The organism is Sphingorhabdus sp. (genome assembly GCF_044239665.1).
GTDB lineage: Bacteria > Pseudomonadota > Alphaproteobacteria > Sphingomonadales > Sphingomonadaceae > Sphingorhabdus_B.
This window is the reverse complement of the sequence record NZ_JBIIBA010000017.1, coordinates 1-13,328: the sequence shown is the minus strand read 5'-3', so window position 1 is coordinate 13,328 and position 13,328 is coordinate 1. Positions and strand designations below refer to the sequence as shown.

General features: G+C 54.4%; 14 protein-coding genes. 13 read left to right on the top strand and 1 reads right to left on the bottom strand.

Annotated elements, in window-relative coordinates:
* Positions 1 to 43 precede the first annotated feature (43 nt).
* The 4 genes from hemE to ACILP3_RS06760 all read left to right on the top strand — a co-directional run bounded on the left by hemE (position 44) and on the right by ACILP3_RS06760 (position 3,762).
* Complete coding sequence (hemE, locus tag ACILP3_RS06775; protein WP_395615895.1) at positions 44 to 1,075, top strand: uroporphyrinogen decarboxylase; 1,032 nt, start codon at positions 44 to 46, stop codon at positions 1,073 to 1,075.
* Between the two features lie 18 nt (positions 1,076 to 1,093).
* Positions 1,094 to 1,537 carry a CopD family protein gene (locus tag ACILP3_RS06770; RefSeq protein WP_395615894.1) on the top strand — a complete coding sequence of 148 codons (444 nt, stop codon included), beginning with the start codon at positions 1,094 to 1,096 and terminating at the stop codon, positions 1,535 to 1,537.
* Positions 1,538 to 1,756: 219 nt separating this feature from the next.
* The gene (gene rho, locus ACILP3_RS06765; protein ID WP_395615893.1) at positions 1,757 to 3,013 is read left to right on the top strand and encodes a transcription termination factor Rho; all 1,257 of its coding nucleotides are present in this window, start codon (positions 1,757 to 1,759) and stop codon (positions 3,011 to 3,013) included.
* Between the two features lie 23 nt (positions 3,014 to 3,036).
* On the top strand, positions 3,037 to 3,762 hold the full coding sequence (locus ACILP3_RS06760; protein ID WP_395615892.1) for a YjbE family putative metal transport protein: 726 nt from the start codon (positions 3,037 to 3,039) through the stop codon (positions 3,760 to 3,762).
* Between the two features lie 31 nt (positions 3,763 to 3,793).
* Here ACILP3_RS06760 and ACILP3_RS06755 read toward each other — a convergent pair whose 3' ends face one another.
* A complete protein-coding gene (locus tag ACILP3_RS06755; protein ID WP_395615891.1) occupies positions 3,794 to 4,504 on the bottom strand; it encodes a dienelactone hydrolase family protein in 711 nt (236 codons plus the stop codon).
* An 89-nt stretch (positions 4,505 to 4,593) separates the two neighbouring features.
* Between ACILP3_RS06755 and ACILP3_RS06750 the strand changes: the two genes are divergently transcribed.
* From ACILP3_RS06750 to ACILP3_RS06710, 9 genes are all read left to right on the top strand, one after another.
* Positions 4,594 to 4,851: a DUF6489 family protein gene (locus ACILP3_RS06750; protein ID WP_395615890.1), complete on the top strand. Its 258-nt coding sequence runs from the start codon at positions 4,594 to 4,596 to the stop codon at positions 4,849 to 4,851.
* A gap of 10 nt (positions 4,852 to 4,861) precedes the next feature.
* On the top strand, positions 4,862 to 6,157 hold the full coding sequence (gene mnmE / locus ACILP3_RS06745) for a tRNA uridine-5-carboxymethylaminomethyl(34) synthesis GTPase MnmE (RefSeq protein WP_395615889.1): 1,296 nt from the start codon (positions 4,862 to 4,864) through the stop codon (positions 6,155 to 6,157).
* Positions 6,158 to 6,225: 68 nt separating this feature from the next.
* Positions 6,226 to 8,097, top strand: coding sequence for a tRNA uridine-5-carboxymethylaminomethyl(34) synthesis enzyme MnmG (gene mnmG / locus ACILP3_RS06740; protein WP_395615888.1), 1,872 nt, complete (start codon positions 6,226 to 6,228; stop codon positions 8,095 to 8,097).
* The gene (gene rsmG, locus ACILP3_RS06735) at positions 8,094 to 8,762 is read left to right on the top strand and encodes a 16S rRNA (guanine(527)-N(7))-methyltransferase RsmG (protein WP_395615887.1); all 669 of its coding nucleotides are present in this window, start codon (positions 8,094 to 8,096) and stop codon (positions 8,760 to 8,762) included. The genes mnmG and rsmG overlap by 4 nt, the downstream gene beginning before the upstream one ends.
* Positions 8,759 to 9,538, top strand: coding sequence for a ParA family protein (locus tag ACILP3_RS06730; RefSeq protein WP_395615886.1), 780 nt, complete (start codon positions 8,759 to 8,761; stop codon positions 9,536 to 9,538). The genes rsmG and ACILP3_RS06730 overlap by 4 nt, the downstream gene beginning before the upstream one ends.
* A complete protein-coding gene (locus ACILP3_RS06725; RefSeq protein ID WP_395615885.1) occupies positions 9,535 to 10,467 on the top strand; it encodes a ParB/RepB/Spo0J family partition protein in 933 nt (310 codons plus the stop codon). Before ACILP3_RS06730 ends, ACILP3_RS06725 begins: the two co-directional genes overlap by 4 nt.
* Positions 10,468 to 10,623: 156 nt before the next feature.
* Positions 10,624 to 11,445: a cytochrome b/b6 domain-containing protein gene (locus ACILP3_RS06720; protein WP_395615884.1), complete on the top strand. Its 822-nt coding sequence runs from the start codon at positions 10,624 to 10,626 to the stop codon at positions 11,443 to 11,445.
* Positions 11,442 to 12,215 (top strand): molybdopterin-dependent oxidoreductase, encoded by a 774-nt coding sequence (locus ACILP3_RS06715; protein WP_395615883.1) that lies wholly within the window; start codon positions 11,442 to 11,444, stop codon positions 12,213 to 12,215. Before ACILP3_RS06720 ends, ACILP3_RS06715 begins: the two co-directional genes overlap by 4 nt.
* 62 nt (positions 12,216 to 12,277) lie before the next feature.
* On the top strand, positions 12,278 to 13,328 hold a 1,051-nt coding region (locus ACILP3_RS06710; protein ID WP_395615882.1), incomplete at its 3' end, for an S-(hydroxymethyl)glutathione dehydrogenase/class III alcohol dehydrogenase.

Sequence of the window (13,328 nt, the reverse complement as noted above, 5' to 3'; positions counted from 1 at the left end):
ATCCTTTATATAAAAATATATTTTGATTGGATCTCATCCCTTTATGTCTGCGCAGAACCCGAAAAAACTGCTTAACGTCCTGCGGGGCAATCAAGAGGTTATCCCACCTATATGGCTCATGCGCCAAGCGGGTCGTTATTTGCCCGAATACCGTGCGTTGCGGGCGGAAAAGGGCGGGTTTTTGGCGTTAGCTTATGACAGCGACGCAGCCTGCGAAATCACTTTGCAGCCAATCCGGCGCTTTGGTTTTGACGGTGCGATCCTGTTTTCCGACATTCTCGTGATCCCGCACGCCATGGGTCAGGACCTCTGGTTCGAAACGGGCGAAGGTCCACGCCTTGCGCCGCGTTTAGTAGAATCGCGTTTAGAGGATTTTGTTGCCGCGCCAGAACGGCTTGCCCCAGTGATCGACACCGTGCGCAAGGTATCGGCAGCGCTTCCGCGCGAAACAACCTTTTTAGGCTTTGCAGGAAGCCCGTGGACGGTCGCAACCTACATGGTGCATGGTCAGGGTAGCAAAGACCAAGCCGAGGCCCGTAGGATGGCGCACGCGGAGCCTGAGCGCTTTGGCGCGTTAATCGAGGCGATCATTGCCGCAACCGTCGATTATCTGGGTGATCAGATTGATGCTGGCGTTGATGCAGTGCAATTGTTCGACAGTTGGGCAGGGTCATTGTCACCAGCGCAATTCGAAAAATGGGTCATTGCGCCCAACGCCGAAATCGTGCGCCGTTTGAAGGCGCGTAACCCGAACGCCGTCATCATCGGTTTTCCAAAAGGTGCAGGCGGCAAGCTTGCGGCTTATGCCGAAGGGACAGGCGTCGATGCCTTGGGATTGGATGAAACCGTTGATCCGCATTGGGCCAACAGGGAATTGCCTAAAGGGCTGCCCGTGCAAGGCAATCTTGACCCGTTGGCTTTGATTGCAGGCGGCGATGTGTTAAAGGATGCAGTGAAAAATATCCTCAGCGCCTTTGATGACCGTCCGCATATCTTCAATCTTGGGCATGGCATCTTACCAGATACCCCGATTGAAAATGTTGAACTGCTTCTGAATCTGGTCCGCAAGGGTTAACCTATAAAGGCCGTTTTTATGACGGAAACTCTATCTGTGCTGTATATCTGGCTAAAATCTGCTCATATCATTTTTGTCATTTTCTGGATGGCGGGGTTATTTATGATCCCGCGTTTCTTCGTCTATCATCAAGAAAGCGCTGAAGGATCCGAAGAAGCTGCCAAATGGGTGGACCGCGAATCCAAGCTCATCAAAATTATCCTCAATCCTTCCCTCATTGTGGTTTGGGTTTTGGGTCTCGTTTTGGCGTGGAATATTGGTGCCATGGCGCAAGGTTGGTTCCATGCCAAATTGCTATGTGTGTTGGGGCTGTCGGCTTATCATGGGTGGACAGTTGGCTACGCCAAGAAATTGGCGCGCGGCGAACGGCAGCTAACGGGTAAGCAATTGCGACTATTTAACGAAGTTCCGGGCGTTGCGTCGGCGATTATCGTGATATTGGTGGTCGCAAAGCCGTTTTAACGGCTCTTTTTACCCGTTTTTTGAGAAGAGTTGACGGCGCGCCTGCCGCGGAGTATTTAAGGCTTCAAGCCCGTCCTGGGCATGCGGCGCGACCTTATATAATAACCGCGCCATCGACCTTTCATTATTCAACCGGTTGGCTTTTTTAAAACCGGTCATATCATCGGGCGGTCTGCCCATCCATCATGCGGGCTTTTGGTCCATCCAACGGAATTATCTATGCATTTAAAAGAGCTGAAAAGCAAAAATCCCGCCGACCTTGTATCTATGGCTGAAGAGCTAGGGGTTGAGGGCGCGTCGACCTTGCGTAAGCAGGATTTGATGTTCGCGATCTTGAAAGAGCTGGCCGAGGATGGCGAGCAGATCATGGGTCTTGGCACGATTGAGGTTCTGCCCGACAGTTTCGGTTTCTTGCGTTCGCCTGAAGCCAATTATCTGGCGGGTCCGGACGATATTTACGTGTCGCCGAACATGGTGCGCCAATTTGGTTTGCGCACTGGTGATACCGTTGAAGGCGAAATTCGCGCACCAAAGGATGGTGAGCGTTATTTTGCCCTGACCAAGGTATTGAAGATTAACTTTGATGATCCCGAGGCTGTGCGGCATCGCGTCAATTTTGATAACCTCACACCGCTTTATCCAGATTCCAAGCTCACGCTGGATTCGCTTGATCCGACCGTCAAGGACAAGTCCGCGCGCGTCATCGATATTGTCAGCCCGCAGGGCAAGGGCCAACGTGCCTTGATCGTTGCGCCGCCACGCACGGGTAAAACCGTGTTGCTGCAAAATATCGCGCGCGCCATTACGGAAAACCATCCAGAGGTATTTTTGATCGTTCTTCTGATCGATGAACGGCCAGAAGAAGTGACCGACATGCAGCGTTCGGTGAAGGGGGAGGTTGTGTCCTCTACCTTTGATGAACCTGCGACGCGCCACGTTCAAGTTGCTGAAATGGTTATTGAAAAAGCAAAACGTTTGGTGGAACATAAGCATGATGTTGTCATCTTGCTCGATTCCATCACACGCCTTGGCCGCGCCTATAACACGGTGGTTCCATCATCGGGTAAGGTGTTGACCGGCGGTGTGGACGCCAACGCCTTGCAACGTCCAAAGCGCTTCTTTGGCGCGGCGCGAAACATTGAAGAAGGTGGATCCTTGTCCATCATCGCGACGGCTTTGATCGACACCGGCAGCCGCATGGACGAAGTTATTTTTGAAGAGTTTAAGGGTACGGGCAACTCCGAAATCGTGCTGGATCGCAAGGTCGCTGATAAGCGCATCTTCCCAGCATTGGATGTCGGCAAATCCGGTACGCGTAAGGAAGAATTGCTGGTCGAGGAAAGCAAGCTCAAGAAAATGTGGGTGCTTCGCCGCATCCTCATGCAAATGGGCACTATTGACGCGATGGAGTTCCTGCTCGACAAAATGAAGGATTCGAAGACCAACGAAGACTTTTTTGACTCGATGAATCAGTAAGCCCAATATTCCGGAGATCCGTTGTGATTGATTTTCTCTTGGTCGCCACGACCGTCCCCAGTCTGGGTGGTCCCGCTGATATTTGGGCGGCTATCGTCAAGGATTTTTCCAACATTACCCAACCTGCGGCCTTCGCGGCTTTTATGCAGGTGTTGTTGATCGATCTCGTGCTGGCTGGTGACAATGCCATTGTTGTCGGTGCCTTGGCGGCTGGATTGCCGCCGGAACAGCGTAAGAAGGTCATTCTCATCGGTGTCCTCGCGGCCTTGGTGTTGCGCATCATTTTTGCGCTCATGGTGACATGGCTTCTGGGCATTGTTGGTCTGGTGCTCGCAGGTGGCTTATTGCTGCTGTGGGTCGCTTGGCGCATGTATCGCGATATTAAGGGCCATGCCGGTGAATCTGCGGGTTCCCCTGAAATCGTGGGTGACGAACATTCGGGTTTGAAATCGACCAAAACCTTTGCGGGTGCCGCATGGGGTGTTGCAGTTGCGGACGTATCGATGAGCCTCGACAATGTTCTGGCGGTCGCAGGGGCGGCGCGCGAACATCCTGGAATCCTGATCGTCGGCCTGATTTTTGCGGTCGCGCTGATGGGTATCGCGGCCAATATCATCGCCCAATATATTGAGCGGTATCGCTGGATCGCGTGGGTCGGCTTGGTAGTGATTGTCTATGTTGCGGGCAAAATGATAGTCGAAGGCTGGAGTGAAGTGCAGCCTTACGCCATGAGTTTTGCTGGCTTGTAATTAAGGGCTCCCTTGTGGGAGCCCTTATTATTTACCCCAAATGCTCGGCGAAAAACCCGGCTGTCCGCGCATCCGCCAATTCAGCGCCTTCGGCGTTCCGACGATTGCCCATTTCCGCAGCAAAGCCATGGTCAAGACCGTCATAGGCATGCAGCGTCACCTTAGAGTTATTGCCAAGGCCGGCGTGAATCGCGGCCTGCGCTTCCGGTCCGACAAAATGGTCGGCGGTGGGAATATGCAGCATCAACGGATTGGCGATAGCATGGCTTTCGTCCAACATCTGGTCGATCATCACCCCATAATAGCCAACCGACGCGTTGATGTCGGTTCGCGCGGCCGCCATATAAGCGAGCCGTCCACCTAAGCAGTAGCCGACAGCGCCGACTTTTTCGATGGGCTTTTGTCCAGAAAGCCCTTTGCGGACAGCGTGAATCACCCCCTCAATATCGCGCACACCATCATCGGCATCATATTGACCGAAATAGCCAAATGCCTCTTGAAGATCGGCCTCTATATCAGGGTTCAGTTCCACCCCAGGTGCAAAGCGCCAAAATATGTCAGGTGCGACCGCGAGATAACCCGCAGCGGCCAAATGGTCGCATTTCTGACGAATGCCCGCATTCACACCAAATATTTCCGGAATAACGATGATCGCGGCGCGCGCACCGTCTGATGGCGCGGCGACATAGATGGGAAACAGAGCGTCCTCGCCCAGCGCGTCAATCTTTACATATTCACCCATTTAATGCTCCTCGGCGGATATTCTCCGCAATTGCGTGATTCGACTTAGCCTTTATAGTGATGTTATCGGTGAATAGGAGGGCGCGGCCCATGAAGATGAACATTGAGATCGATTGTTCCCCTGAAGAGGCTCGGGCGCTGCTTGGACTTCCCGATGTTACAAAAGCAAATGACGCTTATGTCGAGAAGGTTACCAACCTTATGAACGGCGCAGGCGGCATTGACCAATTGCAGGAGTTGGGAAAGCAAATCGCGCCCATGGGGCAAATGGGTCTGCAACTGTTTCAGCAACTGATTGAAACAGGTGCCAAGGCGGCAATGTCTGGCCTGAACAAGAACGACAAATAATAGCTTAGTGATGAAAAGCGCTGACACGATTTTCGCGCTGTCTAGCGGCGCGCCGCCGGCTGCTATTGCCATCATGCGGATTAGCGGGCCTGCGGCCTTTGACATATTGCACGGCCTATGCGGGCGAGTGCCCGCGCCGCGAAGGGCGTCCTTGTGCAGCCTGCGTTCGCCAGCGACTCAGGATATTTTAGATCAGGCGCTGGTGCTCGTTTTTCCAGGGCCAAACACAGCTACGGGCGAAGATTTGGTGGAGCTTCACCTTCATGGCGGCCGTGCGGTGGTCCGCGCCGTTGAAAACGCCATTGCCGCCTTCCCCGAAGCTCGCCGTGCGGAGGCAGGCGAATTTACCCGACGCGCTTTTGCCAACGGTCGAATGGATTTGAACGAGGCCGAAGGATTGGCGGATCTATTGTCGGCGGAGACCGAATGGCAACGCCGCGCCGCCGCGAAGATGTTTGGCGGCGCCTTTAGCATAGCGATTGAAGAATATCGGCAAGAACTGCTCCAACTATCTGCACTGACCGAAGCCGAGCTAGATTTTTCGGATGAAGGCGATGTGGATTCCCAAAATAATATATTAATTACAAATGGTTGTGAGTCATTACGGCAAAAAATAGCGATATTGTTGGCGTGTCCTCCTGCCGAAAAGTTAAAGGACGGGCTGCGCGTCGTCTTGGCCGGCCCACCCAATAGCGGAAAATCCACTTTGTTAAATGCGCTGGTCGGGCGCGAGGCCGCCATTGTCTCTGATATTGCAGGAACCACGCGTGACATGATCGAAGTGCCGATGGCTGTTGACGGGGTGGCGTTATTATTCACGGATACAGCAGGGCTTCGTGACGATAGTGCCGATGTCATCGAACGTATCGGCATCGACCGAAGTCATGCCGCGATGCAGCAGGCAGACATATTGTTATGGCTTGGTCCGGAAGGTGCGGGACCTGTCCATAACAATCTCATCGAAATAGCAGCAAAAAGCGACGTCATGGAAAATGAGGCAAAGTCTACAGACGCGATATCTGTGTCCGCGCAGACGGGGGCTGGGTTAAGCGCTTTACTCCAGATTGTCGCGTCACGGGCTAAGGCGCTTTTGCCACCAGCGGATCAGTTTGCCATCAACGCGCGGCAAAGGGCATTTTTGGGTGACGCCGAAGTTGCCCTTGCGGCGTGCAGTGAAACTGAAGACTGGTTGATCATTGCCGAAAACTTGCGGCAAGCGCGCCGCGCACTCGACGCCCTCACGGGTCGCGCGCACACCGAAGATCTGCTCGATAACATCTTTGGAAAATTCTGCGTGGGAAAATAGGCTGTTTCACGTGAAACAGAACAGCACTCTTTTTTGACCCGCGGATAATGTTCGTATATGCGCGACCTATGACAACCGATTTCGACATCATTGTTGTAGGGGGTGGCCACGCTGGCACCGAGGCGGCGGCTGTCGGCGCGCGCATGGGCTTGCGAGTCGCGCTGGTGAGCTTTGACAAGGACATGATCGGGGCGATGTCGTGCAACCCAGCCATTGGCGGCTTGGGCAAGGGGCATTTGGTGCGCGAAGTTGACGCCTTTGATGGCCTGATCGGACGCGCCGCCGATGACTCTGCTGTGCATTACCGCATGCTCAACGCATCAAAAGGGGCGGCAGTGCAGGGCCCCCGAATTCAAGCTGATCGTAAATTGTTCAAAGCGTCGATCCAGACCCAGCTTGCGGCCTTGGGGAATCTCCGCATCATACAGGCTGAGGCCGCAGCTCTGCATTTCCTACCGAACGCGCCCACACGCGTTGCAGGATTGGTTTTGGGCAACGATGTTATCATCACGTCGTCCGCCGTGGTTTTGGCGACAGGAACGTTTTTAGGCGGCAAGTTGTTTCGCGGCGAAGAACGTCTCGATGGCGGGCGGGTCGGTGAAGCCTCCGCTATGCTATTGGCGCAGCAATTGCGCGGCGCAGACCTTCCCATCGCGCGGTTGAAAACGGGCACGCCGCCACGTCTGGATGGGCGGACAATCAATTGGTCCCAGTTGGAGATGCAGCCATCCGATGATGATGACTGGACAATGTCATCGATGCGCCAACGCCGATCGGTGCCGCAGCTGTTCTGCGCAATGTCACGCACCAATGCCCAGACGCATGATATCATCCGGTCAGGGCTACATCGCTCGCCGCTTTTTGGAGGCGATATTGAGGGCAGGGGGCCGCGATATTGTCCATCAATTGAAGACAAGATTTTTCGGTTCGGCGACCGTGAAGGACATCAGGTATTTCTGGAACCCGAAGGCATCGACAGCCATTTGATATATCCCAATGGCATTTCCACGTCGCTACCGACGGATATTCAGGCGGCCATGGTCCGATCCATGATTGGTCTGGAACAATGCGAGATTGTCGTACCAGGCTATGCGGTGGAATATGACTACATCGATCCACGCTGCTTGGATTCCAGCCTCGCTGTGCGAGGATTTGAGGGGCTATATTGCGCGGGGCAGATTAACGGGACGACGGGCTATGAGGAAGCCGCCGCACAAGGCTTGGTTGCCGGAATGGGCGCTGCGTCGAAAATTTTGTCGCAGCCCATGCCGACTATCGACCGGACCAATAGCTACATCGCGGTGATGATCGATGACCTAACCTTGCAAGGGGTGACAGAGCCTTATCGTATGTTAACGGCGCGCGCGGAATATCGCCTGCGCCTGCGCTCTGACAATGCGGCGTCACGGCTTACACCTCTCGCGATTTCCGTTGGCGCGGTGGGCAAGGAACGTGCGGCTGCTTTTGAGGAAAGGCTTGTGCAGCAGAGCGAACTTCAAAACAGACTTCAAAAAATGGTGAGTGCCGACGTCCTGATCAAACAGGGTATCCAAGTGAAGCAAGACGCCGGGAAAATGTCCCTGTTCGATTGGCTGCGCTTTCCCCAACTATCCATTGCTCAATTGTTGGGGTCGGAGGACGAATCCTGGCCACAGGACTTGATCATGGAGTTGGAACAAGACGGCCGATATGCCCCTTATTTGGCGCGGCAAGAGGCAGAGATAAACGACATGGCGGCCAATGAGCAAATTCAACTGTCGGCGTTAATCGACTATCGGGCCATATCTGGATTGTCGCATGAAATGGTCGAGCGGCTTGAGGTGTCGATGCCTGAAAATTTGGCTGCCGCGTCACGGATCAGGGGCATTACGCCTGCTGCGCTTGCGGCCATTCTCGTGCACGCTAAGCGCGCCAAAATCGCTGTTGCGGAATCGGTATGACAGAGGCTGAAGCTGTTGATTGGCTCCAGGCCCATCTGAATGTTTCACGTGAAACAATGGATGCCCTCGAATCATTTGTGGCATTTCTCAAGCGGGAAGCCGAAAGCCAGAATTTAATATCTGCCTCAACCTTAGACCATATTTGGGCGCGCCATATCGTCGACAGTGCCCAATTATTGTTGTTTACCGATGTATCTGCGCCACAGATTAATTGGCTCGATCTTGGATCTGGGGCTGGGTTTCCGGGATTGGTCATTGCATTGCTGACGAAGCATCAGGTGACATTAGTCGAATCGCGCGCCCGCCGAATTGATTATCTGCAAAGAGCGATCGAAATGCTCGACCTGACGCCCCGCGTGCGCGTCGCTGGCGTCACATTGGAGCGCTTGGAAACCGCCCCATATGCGGTCATTAGCGCCCGCGCCTTTGCACCCTTGCCGAAATTGTTTGATCTTGCCGCGCGCTTCGCCACAAATAATACTTTGTGGCTGCTGCCAAAGGGGCGTAATGCAAAGACAGAATGGGAAGGCGCACGGGCACAATGGCACGGAGATTTCCGCATCATGGACAGTGTAACAGACCAAGAGGCTGGTATTCTTGTTGGCACATTGTCGGGGAAACGCAAAGCGCGCGCCATCTTTGAAGCACAGGGGCAAGAGGAATGATCCGAATAGCTGTCGCCAACCAAAAAGGGGGTGTTGGGAAAACAACCACTGCCATCAACCTCGCTACGGCATTTGCCGCAAGTGGCTGGCGCTGCCTGTTGGTGGATCTGGATCCGCAAGGAAATGCCTCCACGGGCCTTGGTCTGAAGCAGGCGCAGCGCGTCCATAGCAGCTATGATTTGTTGCTAGGCGATGCATCTTTGGAGGATGCAGCCATTCCCACGATTATCCCGAACCTGGATATGGTACCAGCGACCGTAGATTTATCGGGCGCCGAAATTGAGCTTGTCGACCATGAAAATCGCACAGGGCGATTGAAGGCCGCGTTTGACAAATCCGACGCGCGTTGGGACGTTTGCCTCATTGATTGCCCTCCATCGCTTGGCTTGATTACCGTCAACGCGCTGGTCGCCGTCGACTCGCTTCTTGTCCCGCAACAATGCGAATTTTTCGCGCTTGAGGGACTAAGCCAATTATTACAAACGGTGGAGCGTATCCAAGGTCGATTTAATCCCGCACTGTCGATCTTGGGCGTAGCGCTCACCATGTATGACAAGCGCAACCGGTTGACCGAGCAAGTGGCGGATGATGTCCGCAGTTGCTTGGGCGATCTTGTGTTTGAAACGGTGATTCCACGCAATGTCCGATTGTCAGAAGCCCCCAGCCACGGGCTTCCTGCCTTGGTTTATGACCATCGTTGCTCGGGATCCGAAGCCTATATGAAACTTGCACGAGAATTGATCGGTCGCTTGCCGATCCGGGAGTTAGCAGCGTGAGCATTGATAATCCGACTGAAAAGTCGCCCCTGAAGAAAAAAATGGGTCTTGGCCGGGGCTTGGATGCCTTGTTAGGCGAAGCTTTACGGGGAGACGTTAAATCCGCGAATTTGTCTGCAGATCGAGACGCGCGGAGCCAAGGCGTGACAAGCTTGTCGGTCATCGACATTCGTCCCAACCCCAATCAGCCAAGACGGTATTTTTCCGATGAAAAGCTAGATGAATTGGCGGCAAGTATTGCCCAGCACGGGATTATCCAACCCATCGTCGTCCGGCCCTTTCAGGGTGGATATCAAATTGTAGCAGGCGAGCGCCGTTGGCGCGCGGCCCAGCGTGCGCAATTGCACGATGTGCCCGCGATCGTTCGAGATTTTGATGACACAGAAACGGTTGAGATCGCGCTGCTTGAAAATATCCAGCGGCAGGACCTGAATCCTATTGAAGAGGCAGAAGCTTACAAAAAGCTGACTGAGCTTTTTGGGCACAGCGCCGCTGAATTGGCTGCTCTGGTGCACAAGTCGCGTAGCCATGTCGCAAATATGATGCGCTTGCTGGATTTGCCATCGACGCTGCGCGAGCTTGTGACGGAAGAAAAGCTGAGCATGGGGCATGCGCGCGCGTTGCTGGGCAGTGACAATGCTGTCCAGCTTGCGATGCTGGTGATTAAAAACGGCCTTTCCGTGCGGGCGACGGAAGCGCTTGTCCAGAAAGAGCGCGCGCCAAAGCCGAAAAATGGTCGGGCCGTTCCGCCAAATATCGCAGAAAACCCTGACATCCGTGCCGTGGAGTCGCATCTTGGCGATCTTTTGGGGCTGAAGGTGCGGATCGTACAAAAGAATGATGCGGGCGCAGGCGCAGTGACGTTTGAATATGGCAACTTGGACCAATTGGACATGCTGTGTCAGCGGCTTACGGGCGAGAAGTTTTAGCCCAAGGGTGCGAAGTCTTTGAGGCCGCTCGCTTACTGCGGTTCAAGGGCTGCAAAGGCCAGCGGGATATGTGCAGCGAAATCATTTGTCGCTGTTGCTGAACAGGGCAGGGTTGCATAGGCTTGCCGAGATCAAACTATGGATGCAACGCATTACATGACGCAGAATGTGGCAAAGCGACACCGTCTATCGACGCGAATCTGGCATTGGCTGAATGCGCTGGTCGCGACGATCTTGCTCATGAGCGGGCTCATGATCTTCAACGCCCATCCTCAGTTGTATTGGGGTGATTTTGGTTCACGAGAAGATTATGCATGGCTGCAAATTGACGACACGCGCACCACAGGTTTTGTCAGGATCGGCGACGTCTCCGTTGAAACAACAGGCGTGCTAGGGCTTTCTTTGGATGCGAAAGACAATGTTCGCCGTGTGGCCTTTCCCGGTTGGGCGACCATACCCACAGGATATGATCTGGCCGCCGCGCGGCGTTGGCATTTCGCCTTTGCTTGGGTTTTCGCATTGGGGTTGACCGCGTTCATGCTGATCTCCTTATTCAACGGGCACATCCGCAAGGATTTGCATGTCCGCCGCGCGGAGTGGCGTTGGGCGGCCTTGTGGAGTGACATTAAAGATCATGCGCGGCTGCGTTTTGGCAATAAAATACACTCAAGTCCTTATAATATAATACAAAAATTCAGCTATATCGGCGTGATATTCCTTTTGCTTCCGCTGTTGATCCTGACCGGCATCACCATGTCTCCTGCCATGAACGCGGCTTGGCCGTGGTTGCTGGATCTATTTGGCGGGCGGCAGTCGGCACGCTCGCTGCATTTTATCGGGGCAGCCTTGATGACATTGTTTGTGGTGGCGCATCTCATCATGGTTCTGCTCTCTGGCCCAATTACGGGTATCCGATCGATGATTACAGGGGGACCTGTGCCTGCGTCGAAACCGGATCAGGGCGGGAAACGACCATGACAGACGACCGCGCATCCTTCCGCCGCCGTGACCTGTTGCGGGGCGTGACTCTGGGGGGCAGCGGGCTGATTCTCGGTGGCTGCGACGTTATGAATGAGAATGCAACTTTTCGGTCAGCATTGCGCGGGGCGGAAACGCTCAATCAGATGGCGCACCGGACTTTGGCCGACCGTGCAGCCTTGGCACCTGAATATGCGATGTCGGACATATCGCCTGTGTTCAAAACCAATGGTTCGTTGACGGGCACGTCGACGGATTATCTGGCGCATCTTGAAAATAACTTTGCAGATTGGCGGTTGCGCATAGACGGCATGGTGGCCAATCCCATGGACATTGGGTTGGCCGCATTAAGGGCGATGCCTTCGCGCACGCAAATCACGCGACATGATTGTGTGGAGGGGTGGAGCGCCATTGCGCAATGGCAAGGCACACCGCTGCGCCTTTTGCTGCAGCAGGCGCAATTGTCGCCACGCGCCAAATATATCGTCTTTCACTGCGCGGACAATTATGGCGCACGCCCTTATTATGAATCGATTGACGTGATCGATGCCTTTCACCCGCAAACCATATTGGCATGGGGCATGAATGGCGAAACCTTGCCCGTAAAATATGGCGCACCCGTCCGGTTGCGGGTGGAACGACAGTTGGGATATAAGCATGCCAAATATGTCATGCGCGTCGAGGCAACCGATGATTTGTCCAAATTCCATGGAGGAAAGGGCGGATATTGGGAAGATGTTGGCGACTATGAATATTATGCCGGAATCTAGGCTTGCGCGGCTGCGCTGTTAATGGAAAAGCCTTTTTCAGATAATAAGGAGAGCCGAACGCCATGAAGACCCGGGCAGCTGTTGCATTTGAGGCCAAGAAGCCTTTGGAAATCGTTGAGTTGGACTTGGAAGGCCCCAAGGCTGGCGAGGTGTTGGTGGAGATTATGGCAACGGGGATTTGCCATACCGATGCCTATACGCTTGATGGTTTTGACAGCGAGGGTATTTTTCCCAGCGTTTTGGGCCATGAAGGCGCAGGCATTGTGCGTGAGGTTGGCGCTGGCGTGACCAGCGTCAAGGCGGGCGACCATGTTATACCCTTATACACACCGGAGTGTCGCCAGTGTAAGTCCTGCCTGTCGGGCAAGACCAACCTGTGCACCGCGATCCGCGCGACGCAGGGCAAGGGCCTGATGCCCGATGGCACGTCGCGTTTCTCTTATAAGGGCCAGACGATATTTCATTATATGGGCTGCTCGACCTTTTCGAACTTTACGGTATTGCCAGAGATTGCGGTTGCCAAAATCCGTGAGGATGCACCATTTCAGTCGAGCTGCTATATTGGTTGCGGCGTGACCACGGGCGTTGGTGCGGTGGTCAACACGGCCAAGGTGCAAGTGGGCGATACTGTTGTGGTGTTTGGCCTTGGCGGTATTGGCCTCAACGTCATTCAAGGCGCACGTCTGGCAGGGGCCGGCATGATTATCGGCGTCGATATCAATCCCGACCGCGAAGAATGGGGCCGCAAGTTCGGGATGACAGCGTTCCTCAACTCAAAGGGTATGAGCCGCGAGGATGTTGTTGCCAAGATCGTGGCCATGACCGACGGCGGCGCAGATTATACCTTTGACGCCACGGGTAATACCGAGGTTATGCGCACCGCGTTGGAGGCCTGCCATCGCGGTTGGGGGACCAGCATCATCATTGGTGTGGCCGAGGCGGGCAAGGAAATCGCGACACGTCCGTTCCAGTTGGTGACGGGCCGTAACTGGCGCGGCACAGCCTTTGGCGGGGCCAAGGGCCGCACCGATGTGCCCAAGATTGTCGACATGTATATGACCGGCAAGATCGAGATTGACCCCATGATCACCCATGTCATGGGTCTGGAAGAGA